The organism is Pseudoxanthomonas sp. USHLN014 (assembly GCF_037153335.1).
In the GTDB taxonomy this organism is placed as follows: Bacteria; Pseudomonadota; Gammaproteobacteria; order Xanthomonadales; family Xanthomonadaceae; genus Pseudoxanthomonas_A; species Pseudoxanthomonas_A winnipegensis.
Window position 1 is genome coordinate 124289 of the sequence record NZ_JBBCKO010000011.1, and the last position, 22687, is coordinate 146975.

25 protein-coding genes are annotated in these 22687 nt (G+C 71.2%); 11 read left to right on the forward strand and 14 right to left on the reverse strand.

What is annotated here, in order from left to right; translation table 11 throughout:
* The first annotated feature begins 28 nt into the window (after positions 1-28).
* Positions 29-1126: an NAD(P) transhydrogenase subunit alpha gene (locus tag WFQ05_RS17705; RefSeq protein WP_337054764.1), complete on the forward strand. Its 1098-nt coding sequence runs from the start codon at positions 29-31 to the stop codon at positions 1124-1126.
* A gap of 187 nt (positions 1127-1313) precedes the next feature.
* Here the strand turns inward: WFQ05_RS17705 and WFQ05_RS17710 are convergent, their stop codons facing one another.
* From WFQ05_RS17710 to WFQ05_RS17720, 3 genes are read right to left on the reverse strand one after another with little or no spacing between them, the layout of a single operon-like run.
* Positions 1314-1790, reverse strand: a complete 477-nt coding sequence (locus WFQ05_RS17710) for a DUF3106 domain-containing protein (RefSeq protein ID WP_337054765.1) — start codon at positions 1788-1790, stop codon at positions 1314-1316.
* Between the two features lie 5 nt (positions 1791-1795).
* Positions 1796-2164: a hypothetical protein gene (locus WFQ05_RS17715; protein WP_337054766.1), complete on the reverse strand. Its 369-nt coding sequence runs from the start codon at positions 2162-2164 to the stop codon at positions 1796-1798.
* A complete protein-coding gene (locus WFQ05_RS17720; RefSeq protein WP_228257775.1) occupies positions 2161-2727 on the reverse strand; it encodes an RNA polymerase sigma factor in 567 nt (188 codons plus the stop codon). The genes WFQ05_RS17715 and WFQ05_RS17720 overlap by 4 nt, the downstream gene beginning before the upstream one ends.
* A 151-nt stretch (positions 2728-2878) precedes the next feature.
* Here WFQ05_RS17720 and WFQ05_RS17725 point away from each other — a divergent pair, with 151 nt between their 5' ends.
* Both WFQ05_RS17725 and WFQ05_RS17730 read left to right on the forward strand, forming a co-directional pair.
* The gene (locus WFQ05_RS17725; RefSeq protein ID WP_130515887.1) at positions 2879-3178 is read left to right on the forward strand and encodes an NAD(P) transhydrogenase subunit alpha; all 300 of its coding nucleotides are present in this window, start codon (positions 2879-2881) and stop codon (positions 3176-3178) included.
* Entirely contained in the window at positions 3175-4629 is a 1455-nt protein-coding gene (locus WFQ05_RS17730) for an NAD(P)(+) transhydrogenase (Re/Si-specific) subunit beta (RefSeq protein ID WP_337054767.1), read from the forward strand. Before WFQ05_RS17725 ends, WFQ05_RS17730 begins: the two co-directional genes overlap by 4 nt.
* A gap of 28 nt (positions 4630-4657) precedes the next feature.
* Here the strand turns inward: WFQ05_RS17730 and WFQ05_RS17735 are convergent, their stop codons facing one another.
* On the reverse strand, positions 4658-5071 hold the full coding sequence (locus tag WFQ05_RS17735; protein ID WP_130533627.1) for a hypothetical protein: 414 nt from the start codon (positions 5069-5071) through the stop codon (positions 4658-4660).
* A gap of 155 nt (positions 5072-5226) precedes the next feature.
* Between WFQ05_RS17735 and sufT the strand changes: the two genes are divergently transcribed.
* The 3 genes from sufT to WFQ05_RS17750 all read left to right on the forward strand — a co-directional run bounded on the left by sufT (position 5227) and on the right by WFQ05_RS17750 (position 9197).
* A complete protein-coding gene (gene sufT / locus WFQ05_RS17740) occupies positions 5227-5778 on the forward strand; it encodes a putative Fe-S cluster assembly protein SufT (RefSeq protein WP_337054768.1) in 552 nt (183 codons plus the stop codon).
* A 109-nt stretch (positions 5779-5887) separates the two neighbouring features.
* A complete protein-coding gene (locus tag WFQ05_RS17745) occupies positions 5888-6982 on the forward strand; it encodes a branched-chain amino acid aminotransferase (RefSeq protein WP_337054769.1) in 1095 nt (364 codons plus the stop codon).
* 409 nt (positions 6983-7391) lie between these two features.
* Positions 7392-9197, forward strand: a complete 1806-nt coding sequence (locus tag WFQ05_RS17750; protein ID WP_337054770.1) for a S8 family peptidase — start codon at positions 7392-7394, stop codon at positions 9195-9197.
* Between the two features lie 687 nt (positions 9198-9884).
* Here the strand turns inward: WFQ05_RS17750 and WFQ05_RS17755 are convergent.
* Genes WFQ05_RS17755 through wrbA form a run of 3 tightly spaced genes read right to left on the reverse strand, consistent with a single transcriptional unit; the run spans position 9885 to position 11386 of the window.
* Positions 9885-10370: an asparaginase domain-containing protein gene (locus tag WFQ05_RS17755; RefSeq protein ID WP_130516244.1), complete on the reverse strand. Its 486-nt coding sequence runs from the start codon at positions 10368-10370 to the stop codon at positions 9885-9887.
* Between the two features lie 57 nt (positions 10371-10427).
* Positions 10428-10790 (reverse strand): DUF2069 domain-containing protein, encoded by a 363-nt coding sequence (locus WFQ05_RS17760; protein ID WP_337054771.1) that lies wholly within the window; start codon positions 10788-10790, stop codon positions 10428-10430.
* A complete protein-coding gene (wrbA, locus tag WFQ05_RS17765) occupies positions 10787-11386 on the reverse strand; it encodes an NAD(P)H:quinone oxidoreductase (RefSeq protein ID WP_337054772.1) in 600 nt (199 codons plus the stop codon). Before wrbA ends, WFQ05_RS17760 begins: the two co-directional genes overlap by 4 nt.
* A 118-nt stretch (positions 11387-11504) precedes the next feature.
* On the opposite strand from wrbA, the gene WFQ05_RS17770 reads away from it, so the two are divergent.
* The 3 genes from WFQ05_RS17770 to WFQ05_RS17780 are packed head-to-tail and all read left to right on the forward strand — an operon-like array spanning position 11505 to position 13626.
* Positions 11505-12782 carry a YihY family inner membrane protein gene (locus WFQ05_RS17770; RefSeq protein ID WP_131660836.1) on the forward strand — a complete coding sequence of 426 codons (1278 nt, stop codon included), beginning with the start codon at positions 11505-11507 and terminating at the stop codon, positions 12780-12782.
* Complete coding sequence (locus WFQ05_RS17775) at positions 12782-13357, forward strand: TlpA disulfide reductase family protein (RefSeq protein ID WP_337054773.1); 576 nt, start codon at positions 12782-12784, stop codon at positions 13355-13357. The genes WFQ05_RS17770 and WFQ05_RS17775 overlap by 1 nt, the downstream gene beginning before the upstream one ends.
* Positions 13358-13362: 5 nt before the next feature.
* Positions 13363-13626 carry an acylphosphatase gene (locus WFQ05_RS17780; RefSeq protein ID WP_337054792.1) on the forward strand — a complete coding sequence of 88 codons (264 nt, stop codon included), beginning with the start codon at positions 13363-13365 and terminating at the stop codon, positions 13624-13626.
* 18 nt (positions 13627-13644) lie between these two features.
* Here WFQ05_RS17780 and WFQ05_RS17785 read toward each other — a convergent pair whose 3' ends face one another.
* From WFQ05_RS17785 to WFQ05_RS17805, 5 genes are all read right to left on the reverse strand, one after another.
* A complete protein-coding gene (locus WFQ05_RS17785; protein ID WP_337054774.1) occupies positions 13645-14712 on the reverse strand; it encodes a glycosyltransferase in 1068 nt (355 codons plus the stop codon).
* 155 nt (positions 14713-14867) lie between these two features.
* The gene (ppk2, locus tag WFQ05_RS17790; RefSeq protein ID WP_130533636.1) at positions 14868-15653 is read right to left on the reverse strand and encodes a polyphosphate kinase 2; all 786 of its coding nucleotides are present in this window, start codon (positions 15651-15653) and stop codon (positions 14868-14870) included.
* A gap of 32 nt (positions 15654-15685) precedes the next feature.
* A complete protein-coding gene (moaB, locus tag WFQ05_RS17795) occupies positions 15686-16204 on the reverse strand; it encodes a molybdenum cofactor biosynthesis protein B (RefSeq protein WP_130523401.1) in 519 nt (172 codons plus the stop codon).
* Positions 16205-16312: 108 nt separating this feature from the next.
* Complete coding sequence (locus WFQ05_RS17800; RefSeq protein ID WP_337054775.1) at positions 16313-17197, reverse strand: hypothetical protein; 885 nt, start codon at positions 17195-17197, stop codon at positions 16313-16315.
* Positions 17198-17280: 83 nt separating this feature from the next.
* The gene (locus tag WFQ05_RS17805; RefSeq protein ID WP_337054776.1) at positions 17281-18615 is read right to left on the reverse strand and encodes a S8 family serine peptidase; all 1335 of its coding nucleotides are present in this window, start codon (positions 18613-18615) and stop codon (positions 17281-17283) included.
* A 34-nt stretch (positions 18616-18649) separates the two neighbouring features.
* Between WFQ05_RS17805 and WFQ05_RS17810 the strand changes: the two genes are divergently transcribed.
* Positions 18650-19159, forward strand: coding sequence for an RNA polymerase sigma factor (locus WFQ05_RS17810; protein WP_130528926.1), 510 nt, complete (start codon positions 18650-18652; stop codon positions 19157-19159).
* Positions 19156-19902 carry a hypothetical protein gene (locus tag WFQ05_RS17815; RefSeq protein WP_337054777.1) on the forward strand — a complete coding sequence of 249 codons (747 nt, stop codon included), beginning with the start codon at positions 19156-19158 and terminating at the stop codon, positions 19900-19902. Before WFQ05_RS17810 ends, WFQ05_RS17815 begins: the two co-directional genes overlap by 4 nt.
* A gap of 438 nt (positions 19903-20340) precedes the next feature.
* On the opposite strand, the gene prfA is transcribed toward WFQ05_RS17815, so the two are convergent.
* Both prfA and hemA read right to left on the reverse strand, forming a co-directional pair.
* Positions 20341-21423: a peptide chain release factor 1 gene (prfA, locus tag WFQ05_RS17820; protein WP_337054778.1), complete on the reverse strand. Its 1083-nt coding sequence runs from the start codon at positions 21421-21423 to the stop codon at positions 20341-20343.
* Entirely contained in the window at positions 21401-22681 is a 1281-nt protein-coding gene (hemA, locus tag WFQ05_RS17825; protein WP_130523406.1) for a glutamyl-tRNA reductase, read from the reverse strand. Before hemA ends, prfA begins: the two co-directional genes overlap by 23 nt.
* Positions 22682-22687 lie beyond the last annotated feature (6 nt).

The following is a 22687-nucleotide window of genomic DNA, read 5'->3' on the forward strand; positions in this document are numbered from 1 at the left end:
GGCTCCTTCGATGGCGGGCGCAACCGGGATGACGGTCGAGGTACGGGTGGTGCGGGAGACGGCAGCGGGCGAACGGCGCGTGGCCGCCGTCCCGGAGACCGTGAAGAAGCTCATCGCCGCCGGCGCCGCCGTGCAGGTCGACTCCGGCGCCGGGGCCGCGGCCGGCTTCCCCGACCAGGCCTATCGCGATGCCGGCGCGGCCGTGGTGGACGCCGGCGCGCCGATCGGCGGCGGGCTGGTGCTGTGTGTGCAGTGCCCGCCGGCGCCGGCCATCGCCAGCTGGCCGGCCGGCACCGTGCTGGTGGGCATCCTGCATCCGCAGGCCGATGCCGACCGCGCGCAGGCGCTGCAGCGCGCCGGCGTGCTGGCCTTCCCGCTGGAGCGGCTGCCGCGCACCACACGCGCCCAGGCCATGGACGTGCTCAGCTCGCAGGCCGGCATGGCCGGCTACAAGGCGGTGCTGATCGCGGCCGAGCTGACGCCGCGCTTCTTCCCGATGCTGACCACCGCGGCCGGCACCATCCGGCCCTCCAAGGTGCTGATCGTCGGCGCCGGCGTGGCCGGGCTGCAGGCGATCGCCACCGCGCGCCGGCTGGGCGCGCAGGTGGAAGGCTTCGACGTGCGTCCGGAGACGCGCGAGCAGATCGAATCGCTGGGCGGCAAGTTCCTCGACCTGGGCGTGAGCGCGGCCGGCGAGGGCGGCTATGCGCGCCAGCTCACCGAGGACGAGCGCGCCGAGCAGCAGCGCCGCCTGGCCGAACATCTCAAGAGCGTGGACACCCTGGTGTGCACCGCCGCGGTGCCCGGACGCCCGGCGCCGAAGATCGTCAGCGCCGCGATGGTGGAAGGCATGCGGCCGGGCAGCGTGATCGTCGACCTGGCGGCCGAGACCGGCGGCAACTGCGAACTGACCCAGCCCGGCCAGACCGTGACCACCGCCGGCGGCGTGACTGTCGCCGGGCCGCTCAACCTGGCCAGTCTGGGCGCGGTGCACGCCAGCGAAATGTATGCGCGCAACGTCTACAACTTCGTGGCGCTGTTCCTGAAGGGCGATGCCCTGTCGTTCGACTGGGACGACGAACTGCTGGCCAAGACGCGGTGGCAGGCCGAGGCCGTGCCGGCCTGAAGGCGGCCGGCACGTCCCTCACCTGTAGAGCGGAGCTTGCTCCGCTGCTCTTCGGTGAGATCAATCGGGGAAGCCCCAGCGGAGCGAGCTCCGCTCTACAAGTGGGAGCCTGCATGCCGGCGATGCGGCTTTACCGATAGACCGATCGCCGCCACTGGCCCGAAGGCCACGAAGACGGCGCACGCCCTCAATCCGGATCGTCTTCCGGCGACGGCGGGTGGGCGCGGACCCAGTCCTCGCGCTGCTGCGGTGTCATGGCGTCCCACTGGTCGCGCAGCTGCTTGCGCTGGGCCGGGGGCAGGGTGCGCATCCGGTCGAACAGGGCGCGGGCCTGGTCGCGCTGCTCGGGACTCATGCGCTCGTAGCGCTCCATGCCGCGCTTGGCCTGGTCGCGCTGCTGCGGGCTCATGCGCTGCCAGCGCTGGGCGTGGTCCATCATCCGGCCGCGCCGGGACGGGTCGTCGTTCCAGCGATCGCGCAGCTGCGAGACCAGCACGTCGCGCTGTTGCGCAGTGAGCTGGTCCCAGGCCGGCCAGTTCTGCTGCGGCCCCTGGTCGCCCGGCGGCGGCGGAGGCGGGGGCGGCGGACGACGGTCCTGCGCGGTGGCCGTGACGGAGCACAGCGCGAGCAGCAACAGCAGCAGGGGGGAAGCAAAGCGGCGCATGGGCGTTATTCCATCTTGGTGTCCGAGGCCCCCAGCCAGACGTACAGGTCCGGGTTCTGGTCCAGCACGTCGGCGGTGCTGACATAGGCGTCGGTGGCATCGGAAGGCAGGGTGGCCTGCACGGCCAGCACCTGGTGGGTGGCGCTGGACGAAACGGCCGGGGAAGAAGGCGGCATCAGCCGGGCGGCGGCGGCCACCGCCAGCACGGCCGCCAACGCACTGGCACCCAGCCAGGCGTAGCCGCGCGGCCGCCGCGCGCGGCTTGCGCCGTGGCGCGCATCGCGCAGCCGCGCCAGCGTCTGCGGCGACAGCGCCTGTAGCGAGGCGGCATGGCACTGGCGCATGCGGTGGTCGAAGTCGGACGGGGCGTTCATCGGAACTCCTCCAGTTGTTTCTGCAGAGCGTCGCGCGCACGCGACAGATGCGTCTTGACCGAGCCTTCCGAGCAGCCCATCGCACGCGCGGTCTGGGCCACGTCCAGCTCCTCCAGCACGCGCAGGGTGAAGGCCTCGCGCTGTCGGGCCGGCAGGCCGCGCAGGGCCTCCACCAGACGCGCATAGCCTTCGCGCTGGTCGTGGGTGTCGGCCGGGCCGGCGTGCGGATCGGCCCAGTCGATGAGCGACTCCTCGCTGCGCTCGCTGGCCGGCACCATCCAGCGCAGGCGGAAGCGCCCGCGGCGCTGCAGGTCGATCATGCGCCGGCGCAGGATGCTCCAGAACAGCGGCGTCCATTCGGCGGCGGGTTTGTCGGCGTAGGTCAGCATCTTGATCATCGCATCCTGGACCGCGTCCAGCGCGTCCTCACGGCTGCGCAGCCCGGCCTCGGCGAAGCGGAAGGCACGGGTGGAGATGCCGCCCAGGAACGCCTCCAGCGAGGCCGGGGGCACAGCGGGCGCAGGCGATTGGATGTCAGGTGGATCGGGGAGCAGGGGACTCACCAGCACGAGGATAGCCAACGCAGCACGGTTACCGGAGCAAACGCGCCGCGCACGGCGCGGTTGACCGGCGCGGCGGGCCCGGTCAGGTCGCGGTTATGATGCGCCCCGCCCCGGTCGGTGCCGGGCGCGGGTCCATGAGGAGCGCGGTTCCATGATCGACGGCTTCGTTGCGCTGTACATCTTCATGCTGGCGGCCATCGCCGGCCACGTCATCATCTCGCGCGTGCCGGTGATCCTGCACACGCCGCTGATGTCCGGTTCCAACTTCATCCACGGCATCGTGCTGATCGGCGCGATGGTGGTGCTGGGCCATGCCGATACCACGCTGGAGAAGGCGCTGGGCTTCGTCGCGGTGCTGCTGGGCGCGGGCAACGCCGCCGGCGGCTACGTGGTGACCGAGCGGATGCTGGACATGTTCAAGCCCAGCCGCAAACCCGGGGACGCGCCGTGAACCCGACCACCGTGGGCGTGCTGGACTGGGTGGTCAGCGCCAGCTATCTGGTGGCGGCCACGCTGTTCCTGCTGGGCCTGCAGCGCATGGCCTCGCCGGTGACCGCGCGCAGCGGCATCCGCTGGGCCGGCGCGGGCATGCTGCTGGCCACCGGCGCCACGTTCTTCCTGCCGGGCCTGCACAACCTGGCGCTGATCGTGCTGGCCATGGCGATCGGCGTCGGCGCGGCCTGGATCTCGGCCAAGAAGGTGGCCATCACCGACATGCCGCAGATGGTGGCGCTGTACAACGGCATGGGCGGCGGTTCGGCCGCGGCCATCGGCGCGGTGGAACTGCTGCGCTACGCCTTCATCGTCCATCGCGACACGTCCAACTGGAGCGAGGCCGCCGTGGCCCAGCTGGCCGCGCGTGCGCCCGGGGCTACCACCCTGGCGCTGGCGGTGATCGGCTCGGCAATCGGCGCGGTGTCGCTGTCCGGCTCGGTGATCGCCTGGGCCAAGCTGGACGGGCGCCTGGACCGGCGCGTGACCTTCCCTGGCCAGCAGATGTTCAACCTGGGCGTGGCGCTGGCGGTGGTCGCGCTGGGCGTGTGGGCGGCGGTGTCGCTGTCGCCGCTGGCGATCGTAGTCTTTTTCGTGGCCGCGCTGGCGCTGGGCGTGCTGATGACCCTGCCCATCGGCGGGGCGGACATGCCGGTGGTGATCTCGCTGTACAACGCCTTCACCGGCCTGGCGGTGTCCTTCGAGGGCTATGTGCTGGGCAACGAGGCGCTGATCATCGCCGGCATGATGGTCGGTGCGGCCGGCATCCTGCTGACCCGGCTGATGGCCAAGGCGATGAACCGCCCGGTCAGCGGCGTGCTGTTCTCCAACTTCGGCGGCGGCGGCGCGGCGGCCGAGATCAGCGGCACGCAGAAGCCGATCGAGGCCGGCGACGTGGCGGCGATGATGGCCTACGCCGAACGCGTGGTGATCGTGCCCGGCTACGGCATGGCCGTGGCCCAGGCCCAGCATAAGATCTGGGAGCTGGCCCAGCGCCTGATCGCGCGCGGGGTGAAGGTGAAGTTCGCCATCCACCCGGTCGCCGGGCGCATGCCCGGGCACATGAACGTGCTGCTGGCCGAGGCGGGCGTGCCCTACGACCTGATCGCCGACATGGACGACATCAACCCCGAGTTCCCCAACACCGACGTGTCGCTGGTGATCGGTGCCAACGACGTGGTCAACCCGGTCGCCAAGACCGATCCGGCCAGCCCGATCTACGGCATGCCGATCCTGGACGTGGTCGAGTCCCGCAACGTCATCGTGATCAAGCGCGGCAAGGGCACCGGCTTTGCCGGCATCGAGAACGCGCTGTTCTACGCCGACAACACGCGCATGCTCTACGGCGACGGCGCGGAGATGGCCAGCGCGCTGGTGAGCGAACTCAAGGCGCTCGACGGCGGCCACTGAGCCGCCGGCAGCATCGGCGCGCTGGCCGTCAGCGCGCCAGCACCGCCGCCACGATCACCGCCAGCGCCATCAGCGCCCAGTCCAGCGGCGTGGTGGCCAGCGTGATCAGGGTCCAGGCCAGGTGCGCGCCGAGCTTGCCGGCCGATTCCTGCGGCGTCACGCCCATCATCACGCCCACCTGCAGCACCACGATGCCCCAGTTGGCCCAGGCCACCGTCAGCAGGGTCAGCAGGCCGGCCCACAGCGTGCGCCACGCGCCGGGCGCCATGCCGCCGGCGCGTAGCAGCCAGGCCGCGGTCAGCGCCGGCAGCAGCGCCATCCAGCCGCACTGGCGGTCCAGCCAGGCGGCCAGGCCGATCCACATCAGCGATTGCAGCAGGGCCAGCAGCGCGAAGACGACCAGGGCGGTCAGCGGAGGGAAGCGAACGGACGGGGCGGGCATCGGCAACGGCGCGCAGGGCAATCGGACAAGCATACCTGTCCCGGCCGGCGCGATCGGCCGGCAACGCTGTGGCGCGCGGCGTGGCGCCGTGGCCGGGCGATGCGCCGGGTAGAATGCGCGCTTGCCTCGCGGCCCCGCGTCCCCATTTCTCCCCCATGTATTCCAGCAGCAGCGAACCGGTCCAGTTCGAGCGTGATTGCGCCGCCGTCATGGTGCCCGCCGGCGAGTCGGTGACGCTCCCGGCCGGCACCTACGGTTACATCACCCAGGCCCTGGGCGGCAGTTACACCGTCTTCGTCGAAGGCAACCTGTTCCGCATCGCGGGCAAGGACGCCGATGCGCTGGGCAAGGAGCCGCCCGAGCCGCTGCAACTGGACGACAACGCCAGCGACGAGCAGGTCGAGCAGCTGGTCTGGCGCCAGCTGCGCACCTGCTTCGACCCGGAAATCCCGTTCAACATCGTCGATCTGGGCCTGGTCTACGAGGTCGACCTGCGCCATCGCGACGGGGGCGAGCGCGAGGTGGGCGTCAAGATGACCCTGACTGCGCCCGGCTGCGGCATGGGCGAGATCCTGGTCGACGACGTGCGCAGCAAGCTGGAGATGATCCCCACCGTCACCGAAGCCGATGTCGAGCTGGTGTTCGACCCACCGTGGAACCGCACCATGATGTCCGAGGCCGCGCGCCTGGAAACCGGCATGCTGTAAGGCGCCACGCCGGGGCCTGCGCATTGGTTGCGTGTGGTCGCGTCGGGTGAATCGCCGCGCGCGCGGCGCTATCCTTGCCGGGTTTTGTCCTCCAGCAAGGTCGCGGTCCATGTCTTCGTCCCAGGCTTTCACCGTCCAGCCCTCCGCCGCCGCGCGCAGCGATGCCGATCGCCAGGCGATCCTCGCCGTACCGGGCTTCGGCAACCACTTCACCGACCACATGGTCGCCATCCGCTGGACGCGCGCCGACGGCTGGCACGACGCCCGGGTGCAGCCCTACGGTCCGCTGTCGCTGGATCCGGCCGCCTCGGTGCTGCACTACGGCCAGGAGATCTTCGAGGGCATCAAGGCCTATCGCCACGCCGATGGCTCGATCTGGACCTTCCGTCCGCAGGCCAACGGCGCGCGCCTGCAGCGCTCGGCCAAGCGCCTGGCGCTGCCGGAGCTGCCGGTGGAGCTGTTCGTCGAGTCGCTGCGCCAGCTGATCGCCGTCGACGGCGCCTGGGTGCCCTCGGCGCCGGAGACCAGCCTGTATTTCCGCCCCTTCATGATCGCCGACGAGGCCTTCCTGGGCGTGCGCGCGGCGCAGAAGGCGTCCTACTACGTCATCGCCAGCCCGGCCGGCCCGTACTTCACCAAGGGCGTGGCGCCGGTGTCGATCTGGCTGTCCACCGACTATGCGCGCGCCGGCAAGGGCGGCACGGGCGCGGCCAAGTGCGGCGGCAACTACGCCGCCTCGCTGCTGCCGCAGACCATCGCCCAGGCCCAGGGCTGCTCGCAGGTGCTGTTCCTGGACCCGGTCGAGGGCAAGTACGTCGAGGAACTGGGCGGCATGAACGTGTTCCTGGTCTTCGCCGACGGCCGCCTGGTCACCCCGGCGCTGTCCGGCAGCATCCTGGAAGGCATCACCCGCGAATCCATCCTGCAGCTGGCGCGCGACCGCGGCCTGCAGGTCGAGGAGCGCAAGGTCTCCATCGACGAGTGGAAGCAGGGCGTGGCCGACGGCACGATCTCCGAGGTCTTCGCCTGCGGCACCGCCGCGGTGGTCACCCCGATCGGCGAGCTGAAGGGCGAGGGCTTCTCCGTGGGCAGCCCGGACGCGCCGGCCGGCGAGGTCACCATGTCGCTGCGCAAGGAACTGACTGACATCCAGTACGGCCGCCTGCCGGACCGCCACGGCTGGCTGGTGCGCCTGGATGCCTGATCGCAGACCCTGACGCGCTGCAGCAAGCGGCCCCCGACGCCCGGCCTCGCGCCGGGCGTCGTCGTTTGCGGCGAGGGATGTCTCGCCGAGGTCGCGGAATGACGCGCTCAGGCCCTGAAAGGCCAAGACAGGACAGGTTTCGACCGCAACAGCTCGCATCCTGATGGTTTCAGTGGGTGTCTAGATGAGTTTTTTTCATGACGCACTCGGTCACAAAATGACATCGAGGCCATCTCGCGGCACGTTCGCCTCGGTTAGGTTTCGGTCAGGTTCGCCACAACGGCAAACCCGCCCGCCGGAGGTCACACGCGCTGCAGTCCACGCCAAACAGCCCCCGATGTGGCCGTGGGTCATCGCCGGTTCTTCTCCGCGCCAAGCGCGGTCTACTCAAGCGAAAAAGGAATTCACGATGTCCGATGTTGTGTCCAAGCGTCGTCTGCAGCTGCGTGCCCTGACCGCCGCAACCGCCATCGCGTTGTCCACGATGGTGTTGTCCCCGGCGATGGCCCAGGGTCGGGTCAACCTCAGCGGCCTGCAGTCGACCGAGCAGCAAGGATTCCAGCGCTTCATCGTCAAGTACCGCGACGGCAGCACCAAGGCGACCAGCGACGCGTCGCTGACCCAGTCGCTGAGCGGCATCGCGCGCGCCGTGCCCTCGGCGCAGGGCGCGGCCCTGGGGCTGCGGCACCTGCGCCGCACCGCGGTGGGTTCGGACGTGGTGGTGGCCAGCCGCAAGCTGGACCGCGCCGACGCCGAAACGCTGATGCGTCAGATCGCCGCCGATCCCGACGTGGATTACGTGGAGGTGGACAAGCTCAATCGCCCCACGCTGACGCCCAACGACACCCGCTTCGGCGACCAGTGGGACCTGGGCACCGGCACCGGCGGCATGTACGCCACCACGGCGTGGGACGTGACCAACGGCGCGGGCACGGTGGTGGCGGTGCTGGATACCGGCATCACCTCGCACTCGGACCTCAGCGCCAACATCCTGCCCGGCTATGACTTCATTACCGCCTACACGCTGCCGGGCGGCACCACCATCGGCAACGACGGCGACGGCCGCGATTCGGATCCCAGCGATCCGGGCGACTGGCTGGCCGCCGGCGAGTGCGGGACCGACTCGGCCGGCCGCCCGGTGCCGCAGTCTGCGCAGAACAGCAGCTGGCACGGCACTCACGTGGCCGGCACCATCGCCGCGGTCACCAACAACAGCAAGGGCGTGGCCGGTATCGCCTACGGCGCCAAGGTCGTGCCGGTGCGCGTGCTGGGCAAGTGCGGCGGCTTCGATTCAGACATCGCCGACGCGATCGTCTGGGCCTCCGGCGGCACGGTCAGCGGCGTACCCGCCAACCAGAATCCGGCCGAGGTGATCAATCTCAGCCTGGGCGGCAGCGGCGCCTGCGGCACGACCACGCAGACCGCGATCAACGGCGCCGTGTCGCGCGGCACCACGCTGGTGATCGCCGCCGGCAACGACAACACCAACGTCTCCAACGCCAGCCCGGCCAACTGCAACAACGTCGTCGCCGTGGGCGCGACCACCAGCAGCGGGGCGCGTGCCAGCTACTCCAACTACGGTTCGCTGGTGGACATCGCCGCGCCGGGCTCGGGCATCCTCTCCACCCTCAATTCCGGCACCACCTCGCCGGGTTCGGAGACCTACGCCTCCTACAGCGGCACCTCGATGGCCACCCCGCACGTGGCGGCCGTGGTGGCGCTGATGCAGTCGGTGGCCAACCCGGCGCTGACCCCGGCCCAGGTCGAGACGATCCTCAAGAACACCGCGCGGGCCTTCCCGTCCACGCCGTCGCAGCCGATCGGCGCCGGCATCCTGCAGGCGCGCGCGGCGGTGGATGCGGCCAAGGCGGGCGGTAGCAGTGGCGGCGGCGGTAGCAGCGGTTCGACGCTCACCAACGGTGTGGCGGTGACCGGGCTGTCGGCCAGCACCGGCAATTCGGTCAACTACACGCTCAACGTGCCGGCCGGCGCCACCAACCTGAAGTTCACCATCAGCGGTGGCTCGGGCGATGCGGACCTCTATGTGAGGTTCGGCAGTGCGCCGACCGATTCGACCTACGCCTGCCGGCCGTACAAGTCGGGTAATTCGGAGAGCTGCAGCTTCGCCTCGCCGCAGACCGGGACCTACTACGTGCGGGTCAAGGCCTACTCGACCTATTCGGGCGTGCAGCTGACCGGGAGCTACACCCCGTAATCCGTCACCAGGTTCGCAGGGTCGCGCAAGGATTGCGCGGGGTAAAGGACGCCCGCCCTGCGCCGTAAGGAAGCGCGTAACGAACAACCCGCCGGAGCAGGGATGCCCGGCGGGTTTTTTGTTGTTCTTCGCGGAAGTGGGTGAGTGCGTAAGTCAGTCGGTGACGCGCATGCGGGCGACAAGCGCACTTCGCTCGCCAGCCTCGATCCGGCCGCGCGCGGCTCCGCCAACGCTGGGATGGGAAAGGACTGACCGCGCCTCATGCTTCGGTGGAAGCCGCCATGGCGGCGATGAGGCTCGGCCGGGCAATGCTTGAGCAGCGCTGAAGCTTTGGTGGGAAAAGCCCATCGCCGCCATGGCGGCTCCCACGCTGACTGGGGTCCGCACCCAACCGGTAGAGGCCCTCTGCGGATGGATCGGGGCTTCTTTCGAACCGAAGCCTCAACACATGACGCGCGAGGCAGCGGGCCGGCGGGCAGGGGGCGCGCCTAGCGAGGCAGGAGCCGAGCGCCCGAATCAGGGCAGGATGCCCTGATTGAGGGATAAGCGGCCACTGCCCGCCGGACCGCTGCCCTTCCGAAGTAGGGCGCTCAGGCGATGTGCTCCCTCAATCTGGAGTAGATCTTTCAGGTTCCCGTGGTGGGAAGTCCGGCCGCGCGCGAGCCTCCGCTGACAGCTACGCCTGCCTCAGGCCGGTTCGAAGCGGTTGGCCGCCACGTTCTTGCGCACATGGCGCGGGTCCCAGATGCGGCCGTTCATGGCGATCCACACGCCTTCCGGCGCGGACTGCACCGCACCGACCGCGCAGCCGATGTTGAACTCGGCGTCCGAGCCGCGGAAGCCGGCCGGGTTGAGGGCGCCGGTGAGCACGATCACGCGGTCCTCCAGCGAGGCCAGCGCCTGTGCGGTCTGCACCATCGAGTCGGTGCCGTGGGTGATCAGCACATGCCGCGCGGACTGCGCGGCGATGGTGGCGCGCATCAACTCGCGGTCGGCGTCTGTGATGTGCAGCGAATCCTTGCGGATGATCGGGATCACCGTGAAGCGGAACGCGACGCCCAGCTCCTTGAGGATGCGACCGATCTGCGGCTCGCCGACCTGATAGTCGGACTTGTCGTCGAAGTAGATCTTGTCGATGGTGCCGCCGGTGGTGACGATGAGCAGATCGTCCATGGGCGAGGAAAGAGCGTTCACGGCGTGGGTCCAGGCAGGGATCGAAGGCGGACGATTTTAGCGTGCGTCGCCGCCGGTCTTCGGCTTGCGGCCCAGCCGCGCACGCAGCCCCGGCCAACTGGAGGTCAGCACGATGGCCAGCGCCAGCAGCAACTCGACCCAGCCGTACAGCCGCACTTCCGGATGCGACCAGGCCGTCATCACCCCGTGGCTGAACCAGCCAAGCGCCAGCACACCCGACCAGAACACCGCCAGTCGCGATCCCAGCCGCGCACCGATGGCCAGCACCAGCGGCGGGGCGGTGAACACCAGCAGCGTGGCCAGCACATGGCGATCGTCGCGGAACCACCAGCCGAACAGCGCCGACAGCGCCAGCAGCATCAGCGCCAGCAGCGGGCGCGGGGTGCGCACGCCGCTCATGGCGTGGCCTGCAGCCGACGCGCGATGTCGGCCAGGCGCCGGCCCAGCGCACGGGCCAGCGCGGCTTCTTCCTCGCTGGGCTGCGGATCGTCCTCGCCGCCGGCCACGTGGCTGGCGCCGTAAGGCGTGCCGCCGGTGCGCGTGGTGCTCAGCTGCGGCTCGGTGAACGGAATGCCGGCGATCAGGCAGCCGTGGTGCAGCAGCGGAATCTGCATGCTCAGCAGCGTCGCTTCCTGTCCGCCGTGCTGGCTCGCGGTGGAGGTGAACACCGCCGCCGGCTTGCCCACCAGCGTGCCGCTGGCCCATTCGGCGCCCAGCGAATCGAAGAAGAACTTCATCGGCGCGGCCATGTTGCCGAAGCGCGTCGGGCTGCCGATCGCCAGCCCGGCGCAGTCGGCCAGGTCCTGCTTGTCGACGTAGGGCGCCCCCGCGTCGGGGACCGGTGGCGCACTGCGCTCGGTCACCGCCGCCACCGGCGGCACGGTGCGCAGGCGCGCCGCCATGCCCTCGACCTCGCCGACGCCGCGTGCGATCTGCCGCGCCAGGCGCGCGACCGAACCGCCACGGCTGTAGTAGAGGACCAGGATCTCGGGCATCGGCGGGGCATCCACGCGGCAAGGGGGCGCCAGTATCGGCGCTGGCAGGCCGGCTTGTCGCGGCCGAGGATGGCCGCCACCACAGCCGCGCACGCCACTTCGGGTAGGCTTGGCCCCGATGTCACTGGCCTCCACCTTGCATCGCTGGAACGAGCACGTGCGCGACCGGGCGCGGCTGACGGCGTTCGCGCGCTTTCTGCTGGGGCGCTTCTGGGACGACCGCCTGTTCCAGACCGCGGCCGCGCTGGCCTATACGACCATGTTCGCGCTGGTGCCGCTGGCGATGGTGGTGTTCGGCGTGCTGGCCGCGTTCCCCGGTTTCCGTCAGTGGAGCGACACGCTCAGCGACTACGTGTTCTCCAACTTCGTGCCCAGCGCGGCGCGCTCGGCGCAGGGCTATCTGAAGGAGTTCGCCGCGGCGGCGCGCGATCTGACCGTGGCCGGCGTGATCGCGCTGGTGATCTCGCTGCTGATCACGCTCAACAGCGTCGAGGCCGCGTTCAACCGCATCTGGCGCGTATCGGGCACGCGCCCGCGGCTGGGGCGCTTCGTCATGTACTGGACGGTGCTGACGCTGGGCGCGCTGCTGTCGGCCGCTTCGCTGGCGATCACCGCCAAGGTGTTCGCGCTGCCCTTGTTCCGAACCGCCGAGGGGCGGCAGGTGGCCTCGCTGGCCCTGTCGCTGGCGCCGGTGCTGATCGAGCTGTGCGCCATCGCCGCGATCTACCGCGTGGTGCCGCATCGATCCATCCAGTGGCGCTACGCCTTCGCCGGCGCGCTGCTGGCCACGGTCGGGCTGGAGGCGATCAAGTGGGGCATGGGCCTGTATCTGGCCAGCTTCAATTCCTATACGCGCATCTATGGCGCGGTGGCGGTGGCGCCGATCCTGATGCTGTGGATCTATCTGAGCTGGAGTTCGATCCTGCTCGGCGCCTCGCTGGCCTCGTCGATGGCGGCCTTCCGCTACCAGCCGCAGGCGATGCGCCTGCCGGAGGGCTTCGAGATCTACGGCCTGCTGCGCCTGCTCGGGCGCTTCGTCGAGGCGCGGCGCCACGGCCATGGCCTGACCGACAACCAGATCATGAAGCTCGAGCCGATGCTGACCGACTCGCTGGTCCAGGAACTGATCGGCCATCTGGCGCGCATCAACCTGCTGCGCTGCGCGGACGACGGGCAATGGCTGTTGGCCCGCGATCTGGAAGACACCACGCTGGCCGAACTCTACGAGGCCTGCCAGCTGCGCATCCCCATCGCCGAGGTGACGCTGCCCTGCCAGGACGACGCGCTGGGCGTGGCCGCGCGCGAGGCGCTGGACCGCGTCCGCCTGCCCGTGCGCGAGCTGCTGCAGCATCCCGCCGGCACCCTCTACCGCAATCTGCCCGAGTCGCCCCGCTGATGACACCCTCCCGTTGCCGCGTTCTGCCCCTGTCCCTGGCCTGCACGGCGCTGCTCGTGCTGGCGGCCTGCCAGCGCGCGCAGGCGCCCGCCACCTCCGCACCCGCCGTCGCCGCGCCTGAAACGACGACCGCGCCGCCGTCCACGCCGCCCGCCGCCGACGGCCCGGTCGCGCTGAAGCTGACCGCCACCGACGGCAGCACGCTCGACCTGGCCACGCATCGCGGGCGCTGGGTGGTGGTGAACTTCTGGGCGACCTGGTGCCACCCCTGCCTGGCCGAGATGCCGGCCCTGTCCGAACTGGGCCAGCGGCGCCAGGACATCGACGTGGTCGGCCTGGCCTTCGACGACATCGCGCCGGATGCGCTGGTGGCCTTCCTCAAGCAGCACCCGGTGGCCTATCCGATCGCGCAGGTATCGATGGATCACCCGCCGGCCGCGTTCGAACCGCCGGCCGGGCTGCCCACGACCTATCTGCTCGATCCGCAGGGCCGAATCGCCAAGCGCTTCCTCGGGCCGATCACCCCGCAGGAGATCGAACAGGCCGTCGACGCCGGCACGGCGGCCAAGTCCTGAGCGCCATCGCCGCCCGGTTCCTGGTCAGCGGACGGGTGCAGGGCGTGTTCTTTCGCGCCTCCACCCGCGATCAGGCCCGTGCGCTGGGGCTGGACGGCTACGCGCGCAATCTGGCCGATGGCCGGGTCGAGGTGGTGGCGCGCGGCGAGCCCGCCGCCGTCGAGGCGCTGGCCGCATGGCTGGCGCACGGCCCCGCGCTGGCGCGGGTCGATGCGCTGGAACGCACCGCCTGGGCGGAGGCGGTCCCGCCGGGCTTCGGCATCGGCTGAAGGCCGCCGCCGCGGAGCTCAGCCGGTGCTCTGGCCCGGCAGCATGGCGGTGGCCAGACGGGCCAGGCCGCGACGCGGCGCTTCGGGGTCCAGCGACAGCTGCAGGGCCTGGGCCAGGCGCTGCGGGAAGGCCGCGTCGTTGTCCAGGAAGAAGGCCCGCGCGGCCTCGCCCAGCGCGGCGCAGGTCTCGGGGCTGAGCGCCAGCGCGCGTTCGACCACCGCCTCGATCGCCTCGGCCTCCACGCGGTAGCGCGTGCCCAGCGCCATCGCCCGCTGCGCCGAAGGCTGCAGCAGCAGGCCGCGCTCGGGGGTGACCAGCTCGTTCATCGGCTCGCCGTCGGTGGTGATGACCACCGCGCCGGTGCTCAGCGCCTCGACCAGGTAGTGGCCGAAGCCTTCAGCCTCCGACGGGCACAGGTGGAAGGCGTGCGCGTTCTGCAGTTCGCGCAGCTGCGCATCGTCCAGGTAGTCCAGGCGGTGGTTGATGTTGGGCGCCATGACCCGGGGCACATCGCGCGACTGCACCACGGTCAGGGTCGGCCACTCCGGGTGGCGCAGCCAGGCCTGGATCACCGCCTCGGTGCCCTTGGCGGTGCTGCGCCCGGCCACGTGCAGGAAGGCGCGGCGGCGCAGCACGCTGGCGTCGAAGCGGTCCTCGCTGGTGAAGCCGATGTAGCGCGTCTCGCAGCCCAGCGCGCCGAACACCCGCTCGGCGTGGCGGGTCTTGCACAGCACCCGCTCGAACCGCGGCAGCAGCGGCAGCCACTTGTCCAGCATCCACTCCGGATTGGGGACCAGCACGTTGCGCCGGGCGGCCGGCAGGCAGCCCCGGTAGACGCGCTCCAGGAAGATCTGGGTCTCGATGCGCCCGGTGGCCAGCGCCCCCAGTCGGGCGCGGGCCTGGCGCAGGTTGTTGCCCATGCGCGATCCGCCGAAGGCCAGCGCCTGGCTGCCGATCTGGGCGCTGGCCAGGGCCCGCGACATGATGACCAGGTCGCGGCGCAGCCCCACACCGTTGTCACGGGTGATCAGGCGGACGCGTGGTGGGAGGGGGGGCGGGGCGGAAGCAGGCGCGAAATGCAGCATGGGTGACGTCCGGCACGGGCACAGGTGCCGTGATGAACACATGATGAAAGGTTTAGTGCATTTCGTCACGCTGCGGGGGCAGCATTTGTCACCGTGTATTCAGTCGGTGCGAGCCGGCCGTCCCGGTCGGGACCCCGGCTGGCGCGTGACCGGCGTTACCGCTCGTCGCTGGTGTCCGGGATCGGCTCGATCAGGTGGTAGGACTCGGTCAGCAGCTTGCCGTGCAGGGGTTTCATGTCCAGCCGGGCCGGCGGGACGGTGGTATCCGGCAGGCGCGAGAGCAGGTCGCGGATCAGGGTGATGCGCCCGCGCCGCTGGTCGTTGAAGTCCACCAGGGTCCACGGCGCGTGGTGAGTATGGGTAGCGGCCAGCATCGCCTCGCGCGCCTCGGTATAGGCCGCGTACTGCTTGCGCGCCTCCAGATCCACCGGCGAGAGCTTCCAGCGCTTGAGCGGGTCCTCCAGCCGCTCGGCGAAGCGCGCCTCCTGCTGGGCCTGGTCTACGGTCAGCCAGTACTTGAACAGCAGGATGCCGTCGTCGATCAGCAGCCGTTCGAAGATCGGCACCTGCTGCAGGAAGGAGGTGTACTGGTCCGGCGTGCAGAAGCCCATGACCCGTTCCACGCCGGCGCGGTTGTACCAGCTGCGGTCCATCAGCACGATCTCGCCGCCGGCCGGCAGCTGCTGCACGTAGCGCTGGAAATACCACTGCGTGGCCTCGCGGTCGGACGGCTTGGGCAGCGCCACGACCTTGCACTGGCGCGGGTTGAGATGCTCGCGGATGGCATCGATGGCCCCGCCCTTGCCGGCGGTGTCGCGGCCTTCGAAGATCACCACCACGCGCTTGCCGGTCTGCAGCAGCCAGCGCGACAGGTTGACCAGCTGCAGCTGCAGCGGAGCGAGTGCTTCCTCGTAGTCCTTGCGCTTGAATTTCTTGCTCATGATGGGTCCTGGCGCGGGCGTGGCGGCCGAGCTTATTCCTTCAGCCGTGGCCGCAGGGTCGCCAGGTTGCAGGGCCGGGTGCGGGCGTCGAGCTGGGCCGAGACGATCTTCTCCCAGGCCGTGCGGCAGGCCGAGGTCGAGCCCGGCAGGCAGAACACGAAGGTCTGGTTGGCCAGCCCGGCGAAGGCGCGCGACTGCAGCGAGGAGGTGCCGATCTCCTCCACGCTGACCGCGCGGAACAGCTCGCCGAAGCCCGGCATCTGCTTGTCCAGCAGCGGCGCGATCGCCTCGGGCGTGGAATCGCGCCCGGTGAAGCCGGTGCCGCCGGTGATCAGCACGCCGTCCACTTCGTCATCGGCGATCCAGGCCGAGACGATGGCGCGCATGCGGTAGATGTCGTCCTTAACCAGCGTGCGCTCGTGCAGCAGGTGGCCGGCGTCGGTGGCCGCCTGGACCAGATAGTCGCCGGAGCTGTCGTTGGCCAGGGTGCGCGAGTCGGAGACGGTCAGCACGCACAGGCGCAGGGGAATCAAGGTATCTGCATGGCTCATCGCGCCAGCCTAAGCCCAGGGCGGTGAGGCTTCAACGAAGGCCGCGTCCAAACGAAAGGCGCCGGCCTCCCGAAGGAAGCCGGCGCCGGTGCGGACCGCAGCTGACGCTTACGGCTGGGTGCTGGCGTTGGCCGACCCGTTGGCCGAGCCGCCGACCGAGGCGTTCACGCCATTGCGCGAGGCGCTGCCGCTGGCGTTGCCGCTGGTGTTGCCGGAGGCGGCGGCGTTGCTGGTGCTGTTGCCCAGGCTGTTGCCCAGCGCGCCGCTGCCGTTGGCGTTGCCCGAGGCCGAGCCGTTGGCGCTGGTCGACGCGGCGCTGTCACCGGCCTGCGAGGCGGCGCTGCCGACCTGGCTGGCGGCGCCCTGCACGCCGCCCTGGGCGCGGGTCGCGGCGGCCTGCGCGCCATTGCGCACGCGGCCGGCGGTGTTGCGCACGCCCTGCACGGCCTGGCTGGCGCCGGCGCGGGCCGAGCCGGCGGCCTGCGCCGCGCTGGACTCGGCGGCGCTGGTCACGCCGCTGGTGTCGAGGCTGGCCGAGCCGGCCGCGTTGCCGGCGCCGTTGAGCGCACCGCTCAGGTCGCCGTTCGAGGCGCTGGCGGCGGCGTTGCCGGTGCCGCTGGCGTCACCGGTCAGCGACGCGGCCGAACCGACGGCACTGCCCAGCGCCTGCGCCTGGCCGCCGACCGACTGCGCCTGATCGCCCACCGACGCGACGGTGTCCGACGCGCGCTGCTGGGCGCGCTGGGTGGCGCGTTCGGCGCGGCTGCGGGTCTGCTGCAGGCGGTCGCCGGCCATGCCGCGGGTGTTGTCGATGGTGTTGCCGATGCCGTTCACGGGCGCACCGATGCCGCCGATCTGGCCGCCAAGGTTGCCGGCGCCGCCGATGGCGCCGCCCACCTGGCCGCCCAGGCCGCCCAGGATCTGAGCCGATGCACCGGTGCTGGCCAGCGCGATGATGGCGGCCGTGGCCCACGTCAGAGTGTTGTGACGCATGAGATGTCTCCCTCGTTGGCGCGGGAAATCCGCTGCCTTCAGGAAGCACTACGGCCCGCTGAGGAAGTTTCTTCCCGGCGTTCCTAACGTGTTGCCGCCTGTTCATCTGGCGTGCCCGGCACCAGCCCGCGGCCGTAGATCGGGTCCGGGCCCGGCTTGCCGAGGTCGCGCGCATGCGCCGCCAGGGCGGCGAGCAGGGCATCGGCATCCTCGTCCGGATGCGTGGCCAGGGCCTGCGCGGCGAGCGCGGCCACGCGCGGGGCGGCGAACGAGGTGCCGCGCATGCGTTCGAACTTGCCACCCGGCGCGGCGGCCTCCACCTGCGCGCCGACCGCCGCCAGATCCACCTGCGGGCCGCGCCCGGCCTCGGGCAGGACGCGATCGCGCGGATCGACCGCGGTCACGCCGATCACCTCCGGATAGGCCGAAGGAAACAGCGGCGCCGCCGCCGGCCCATCGTTGCCGACCGCGGCGACCACGACCATGCCGCGCCCGATGGCGGCGGCCACCGCCCGCTTGAGCAGCGCATTGTCCGGCCCGACCAGACTCAGATTGACCACGCGGACCTGCTGCCGCGCCAGCCAGGCCAGGGCCTGGGCGACGTCCAGCGCATTGCCGCCGGTGGGCGCGCCGCAATACACATCGGCGGCGAACAGCTGCACGCCGGGCTGCGCGTGCTGGCCATCGCCGACCAGCAGCGAGGCCACCGCGGTGCCGTGCAGGTCCGGATGCGGCTGGTCGTCGCAGCCCCAGCGCTGCACCTGCGCGCCTTTCAACGCGGGGTGGCCGGCGTCCACGCCGCTGTCGACCAGGCCGACGCGCCAGGGCGTGGCCGCCGCCCCCGCGGCGGGCGTCGCCGCAGCGCCGCTGGCCGCCTCGGCCGCGCCGCTGCTGGCATAGAGATGGTCGTAGTCGTAGCTGCCGGCCGGATCGAGTGCGCGCAACGCCTCGACCGCCCGCCGCGTGGACTGGCCGGTCGGCGCGCGCAGCGGCACGACCTCCAGGTCCAGCCCGTCGAGCCGGCGCGGCGCCTCGACGGTGAAGCCCGCCTGGCGCGCGCGTTCCAGCGCCTCGGGGGTCGGCGCCAGCGCCAGGACCTGGCTGCGGATCACCACGTTGTCGTTGGGGTCGGTATCGAGCACGTCGCGGTGCTCGCGCAGCAGCTGGCGCTGGCCGAGCTGGCGTGCCTGGGTGAGGGTGCGGTCGGCCAGGGTGGTGGCGTCGCGCATCAGCGGGTCCACGACCTGCCCCAGCGTCCGGGTGATCGGCGCGGCGGCCTGCGGCAGGGGCGGTAGCGGCTGCAGCTGGGCCAGGGCGACCGGCGCAAAGGCCAGCAGCGCCGCAAGGGCAGCCGTCTGCGCTAGGATCGCGCCGCCTTGGGATCGCCGTGGCAGGGGGAAAAATGTTGCGCGGGTCATGGAAGCAATCTGGCTTCCCAATCGTATATCAGGCATGAAGCAGGACGCGGCGAGCCCGTCTTTCCGCCAGGCGCTGTGCGAGCGGCTGCCCAAACTCCGCCGTTACGCACGCAATCTGGCCGGCACACCGCACGATGCGGACGACCTGTTGCAGGTCGCCGCCGAGCGCGCGCTGGCGCGCGCGGCGCAGTGGGATCCGGCCCAGCCGCTGGATCCCTGGCTGTATCGCATCGTGCGCAACGCCTGGATCGACGAGGTGCGCGCGCGCCGGCGCGGCCAGGAGGTGTTCGCCGATGCGGAGCTGGGCGAGCAGGTCGGCGAGGACGCGGTCGGGGCGCACGCGCTGCGCCTGTCGGTTGAGGCGGCGATGGCGCGCCTGCCGGAGGAACAGCGCAGCGCCATCGCGCTGGTGCTGGTGGAAGGCCTGGCCTACCGCGAGGCCGCGCAGGTGCTGGAGATTCCGATCGGCACCCTGACCAGCCGACTCGCGCGTGGGCGCGAGGCGTTGCAGGCCCTGCTGGGCGAACCTGGAGAAGCGACATGAACATCGACGACGCCACCCTGATGGCCTACCTGGACGAAGAACTGGACCCGCAGGACGCGGCGCAGGTCGATGCCGCCCTGGCGCGCGATCCGGAGCTGGCCGCGCGCGTGGCGCGGCAGCGGCGCCTGGATGCGCGTGTGCGCACCTCGCATGCGGCCGCGCTCGAAGAACCGGTGCCCGACGCGCTGGTGCAGTTCGTCCTGGGCCACGGCGCGGCATCGCCCGAGCCCGCGGCCGAGCCGACGGCGGCGCCGAGCAACGTGGTGGCGTTCCCGCCGCGCAAGCGCGCACGCACGCTGTGGACGCACCTGGGCGCGCTGGCGGCCGGCGTCGTGCTGGCGGTGATCGCGCTGCCCTGGCTGCGCGGCACCGGCGGCGCGGATTGGGTGCAGGGCGCCGATGGCCTGCAGGCGCGCGGCGCGCTGGCCGCCGCGCTGGACGATCAGCTCTCCGCCGACCGCGCGGGCAAGGTGCAGATCGCCCTGAGCTTCCGCGACCAGGACGGGCAGTACTGCCGTGCCTTCCGCGTCGAATCGGCCAGGACCGCGGGCCTGGCCTGCCGCGGCGCCCAGGGCTGGTCGCTGCCGGTGCTGGCGCGCGATGCCGAGCACGCGCAGGGCGAGCTCAGGCAGGCTGCCTCGCCGCTGCCGCCGGCGGTGCTCGATGCGGTGGATGCGCGTATCGACGGCGACGCGCTGGATGCCGGCGGGGAGCAGGCTGCGCGCAAGGCGGGCTGGCGCTGATTGCCGGGCAAGCTGGCGGAACACAAAGGCGTGCGAGACCTCGCATGCTGGAAGCATGCATTGCCCAGTCTGCTTTCTGCTTAAAGCCCCCGTAGCCCCACTACCGTCGTTCCCGCGAACGCGGGAACCCATGGACGTTGACGCGGGAAACTCGAAGGCACTGGGTTCCCGCGTTCGCGGGAACGACGGCTGTTGGTGTTCTGCCTCGGGCGGCCATCATCTGGTCCGATGCCCTGTGATCTGAAGCGTCACGTCCATGGATTCCCGCCTTCGCGGGAATGACGGACTGATGCATGTCCGCGAGTGCATGGATGGCGCGGGTTCTCCCCGCCGCGGCTCTTGGCCTTCAGCCTGTCGCGCCGTTCCTCGACCCGATACGCGTGTGCCGGAACGACGGCCTGATCCACCCAGCAGGCGCGTCGACGGCCTGCGCTTGGCTCAACTCTCAGCCAACCGCGCCAGTTCGTCGGCCTGATGCTCCTGCGCCAGCCGGCCGATCAGCTCGTCCAGGCCGCCTTCGATGATGTTGGGCAGGTCGTACAGGGTCAGGCCCTCGACGCGGTGGTCGGTGATGCGGCCCTGCGGGAAGTTGTAGGTGCGGATGCGCTGGCTGCGGTCGCCGCTGCCGACCTGCAGCTTGCGCGTCTGCGCCTCGGCCGCGGCCTGCCGGCTGCGTTCGGCGTCCAGCAGCTGGGCCTTGAGCCGCTTCATGGCCTTGTCGCGGTTGGCGTGCTGGCTGCGTTCGGTCTGCGATTCGACCACCACGCCGGTCGGCACGTGGGTGATGCGGATCGCCGAGTCGGTCTTGTTGACGTGCTGGCCGCCGGCGCCGGAGGAGCGGAAGGTGTCGACCTTCAGATCGGCCGGGTTGATCACGATCTCCTCGACCTCGTCGGCCTCGGGGATGATCGCCACCGTCGCGGCGGAGGTGTGGATGCGGCCCTGCGATTCGGTCGCCGGCACGCGCTGCACGCGATGGGTGCCCGATTCGAACTTCAGCCGGGAATAGGCGCCGCGGCCGACGATGCGCGCCACCACTTCCTTGTAGCCGCCGTGCTCGCCGGGGCTGTCGGATTCCACTTCCACCTTCCAGCCCTGGCGCTCGGCGTAGCGCGCGTACATGCGGAACAGGTCGCCGGCGAAGATCGCCGCCTCGTCGCCGCCGGTGCCGGCGCGCACCTCCAGGAACAGGTTGCCCTCGTCGCGCGGATCGCGCGGGACCAGCAGGGCCAGCAGTTCGTCCTCCAGCTCGGCCAGGCGCGTCTGCGCGGTGGCGATTTCCTCTTCGGCCAGCTCGCGCATCTCCGGGTCGGCGCGCAGCGCCTCGGCGGCGACCAGGTCGGCCTTGGCGCGCGCCTCGGCGTCCAGCGCGCTGGCCAGCGGCGCCAGCTGGGCGAACTCGCGCGAGAGATCGCGGAAGCGCGTGGTATCGGCGACGACGGACGGGTCTGCGAGCAGGCGTTCGAGTTCTTCGCGACGCTCGGCCAGCGCCTCCAGCTTACGGCGCAGGGTCGGCGTCATCGGGTAACGTGGCGTGGGAGTAGGGGGCCTTGGCCGGGAACAGCCGTTCGGCGGCGCGGGTGAGTTCGGTATCGCCGCGCAGCGCCGCTTCGCGCAGGGCGGCGGTCGGCGGGTGCAGCAGGCGATTGGTCAGGGTGTGGGCCAGCTGCTCCAGCACCTGGGCCGGATCGCGGCCGTTGGCCAGCTGCGCCTGGGCCTTCTCCAACGCGTCGCGGCGGGTGGTCTCGCCGTAGGCGCGCAGGCGCTTGAGCGGTTCCTGGCGCGGGGCGGCCTGCAGGGTCTCGACGAAGCGCGCCACCTGCAGGTCGATGATGGCCTCGGCCTCGTCGGCGGCCTGGCGGCGGCTGCGGCGGTTTTCCTCGACCGCGCGCTCCAGGTCGTCGACCGTATAGAGATAGGCGTCGGCCAGGTCGGCGACGCTGGCCTCGATGTCGCGCGGCACGGCCAGGTCGAACAGCATCATCGGCTTGTGCCGGCGTCGCGTCAGCGCCTGGGCGACCTGCGCGCGGCTGATCACCGGCTCGCGCGCGGCGGTGGCGGAGAACACCACGTCGGCCTCGGCCAGGTGGCGGTCCAGTTCGTCCAGGGGCAGGGCATAGCCGCCGTGCTGGCTGGCCAGCGCCTGGGCATGGGCCAGGGTGCGGTTGGCGATCAGCAGGCGCCGCACCTTGCCCTCGCTCAGGTGCCGGGCGGCCAGCTCGATGGTCTCGCCGGCGCCGACCAGCAGCACGGTCGAGTCGCTCAGGCGGGCGAAGGAGTTCTGCGCCAGCCGCACCGCGGTGGAGGCCACCGACACCGGGTTGGCGCCGACGCGGGTGTCGGTGCGCGCGCGCTTGGCCACGGCGAAGGCCTGCTGGAACAGCCGGTCAAGGCCGTTGCCCAGCGCCTGATGCTCGCGCGCCAGAGCCCAGGCGTCCTTCACCTGGCCCAGGATCTGCGGTTCGCCCAGCACCATGGAATCCAGCCCGGTGGCCACGCGGAACAGGTGGCGCACGGCCTCGGCATCGCGGTGGCGATACAGATACGTGTCCAGCCCCTCGCCATGCGCGGCCAGCCACTGCACCAGCGGCGTGGCGTCGTCGGCCACGGCGTAGAGCTCGGTCCGATTGCAGGTGGACAGCAGCGCGGCCTCGCTGACCTGCGGCAGGGCGCGCAGCGCGTCCAGCGCCGCCGGCAGCGCCTCGCCGGCAAACGCCACCCGTTCGCGCAGGGTGACCGGCGCGGTCTGGTGATTCAGTCCAAGGACCCACAACGTCATTTCGGG

What these genes read in the sequence shown, in the direction of transcription:
- WFQ05_RS17750 (WP_337054770.1), top strand. Translation starts at nt 7,392, where the DNA reads ATGTCCGATGTTGTGTCCAAGCGTCGTCTGCAGCTGCGTGCCCTGACC.
- WFQ05_RS17815 (WP_337054777.1), top strand. Translation starts at nt 19,156, where the DNA reads ATGAACATCGACGACGCCACCCTGATGGCCTACCTGGACGAAGAACTG.
- WFQ05_RS17705 (WP_337054764.1), top strand. Translation starts at nt 29, where the DNA reads ATGACGGTCGAGGTACGGGTGGTGCGGGAGACGGCAGCGGGCGAACGG.
- WFQ05_RS17810 (WP_130528926.1), top strand. Translation starts at nt 18,650, where the DNA reads ATGAAGCAGGACGCGGCGAGCCCGTCTTTCCGCCAGGCGCTGTGCGAG.
- WFQ05_RS17775 (WP_337054773.1), top strand. Translation starts at nt 12,782, where the DNA reads ATGACACCCTCCCGTTGCCGCGTTCTGCCCCTGTCCCTGGCCTGCACG.
- WFQ05_RS17735 (WP_130533627.1), bottom strand. Translation starts at nt 5,071, where the DNA reads ATGCCCGCCCCGTCCGTTCGCTTCCCTCCGCTGACCGCCCTGGTCGTC.
- moaB (WP_130523401.1), bottom strand. Translation starts at nt 16,204, where the DNA reads ATGAGCCATGCAGATACCTTGATTCCCCTGCGCCTGTGCGTGCTGACC.
- WFQ05_RS17805 (WP_337054776.1), bottom strand. Translation starts at nt 18,615, where the DNA reads ATGACCCGCGCAACATTTTTCCCCCTGCCACGGCGATCCCAAGGCGGC.
- hemA (WP_130523406.1), bottom strand. Translation starts at nt 22,681, where the DNA reads ATGACGTTGTGGGTCCTTGGACTGAATCACCAGACCGCGCCGGTCACC.
- ppk2 (WP_130533636.1), bottom strand. Translation starts at nt 15,653, where the DNA reads ATGAGCAAGAAATTCAAGCGCAAGGACTACGAGGAAGCACTCGCTCCG.
- WFQ05_RS17760 (WP_337054771.1), bottom strand. Translation starts at nt 10,790, where the DNA reads ATGAGCGGCGTGCGCACCCCGCGCCCGCTGCTGGCGCTGATGCTGCTG.
- WFQ05_RS17755 (WP_130516244.1), bottom strand. Translation starts at nt 10,370, where the DNA reads ATGGACGATCTGCTCATCGTCACCACCGGCGGCACCATCGACAAGATC.
- prfA (WP_337054778.1), bottom strand. Translation starts at nt 21,423, where the DNA reads ATGACGCCGACCCTGCGCCGTAAGCTGGAGGCGCTGGCCGAGCGTCGC.
- WFQ05_RS17745 (WP_337054769.1), top strand. Translation starts at nt 5,888, where the DNA reads ATGTCTTCGTCCCAGGCTTTCACCGTCCAGCCCTCCGCCGCCGCGCGC.
- WFQ05_RS17715 (WP_337054766.1), bottom strand. Translation starts at nt 2,164, where the DNA reads ATGAACGCCCCGTCCGACTTCGACCACCGCATGCGCCAGTGCCATGCC.
- WFQ05_RS17770 (WP_131660836.1), top strand. Translation starts at nt 11,505, where the DNA reads ATGTCACTGGCCTCCACCTTGCATCGCTGGAACGAGCACGTGCGCGAC.
- WFQ05_RS17725 (WP_130515887.1), top strand. Translation starts at nt 2,879, where the DNA reads ATGATCGACGGCTTCGTTGCGCTGTACATCTTCATGCTGGCGGCCATC.
- WFQ05_RS17785 (WP_337054774.1), bottom strand. Translation starts at nt 14,712, where the DNA reads ATGCTGCATTTCGCGCCTGCTTCCGCCCCGCCCCCCCTCCCACCACGC.
- wrbA (WP_337054772.1), bottom strand. Translation starts at nt 11,386, where the DNA reads ATGCCCGAGATCCTGGTCCTCTACTACAGCCGTGGCGGTTCGGTCGCG.
- WFQ05_RS17800 (WP_337054775.1), bottom strand. Translation starts at nt 17,197, where the DNA reads ATGCGTCACAACACTCTGACGTGGGCCACGGCCGCCATCATCGCGCTG.
- sufT (WP_337054768.1), top strand. Translation starts at nt 5,227, where the DNA reads ATGTATTCCAGCAGCAGCGAACCGGTCCAGTTCGAGCGTGATTGCGCC.
- WFQ05_RS17710 (WP_337054765.1), bottom strand. Translation starts at nt 1,790, where the DNA reads ATGCGCCGCTTTGCTTCCCCCCTGCTGCTGTTGCTGCTCGCGCTGTGC.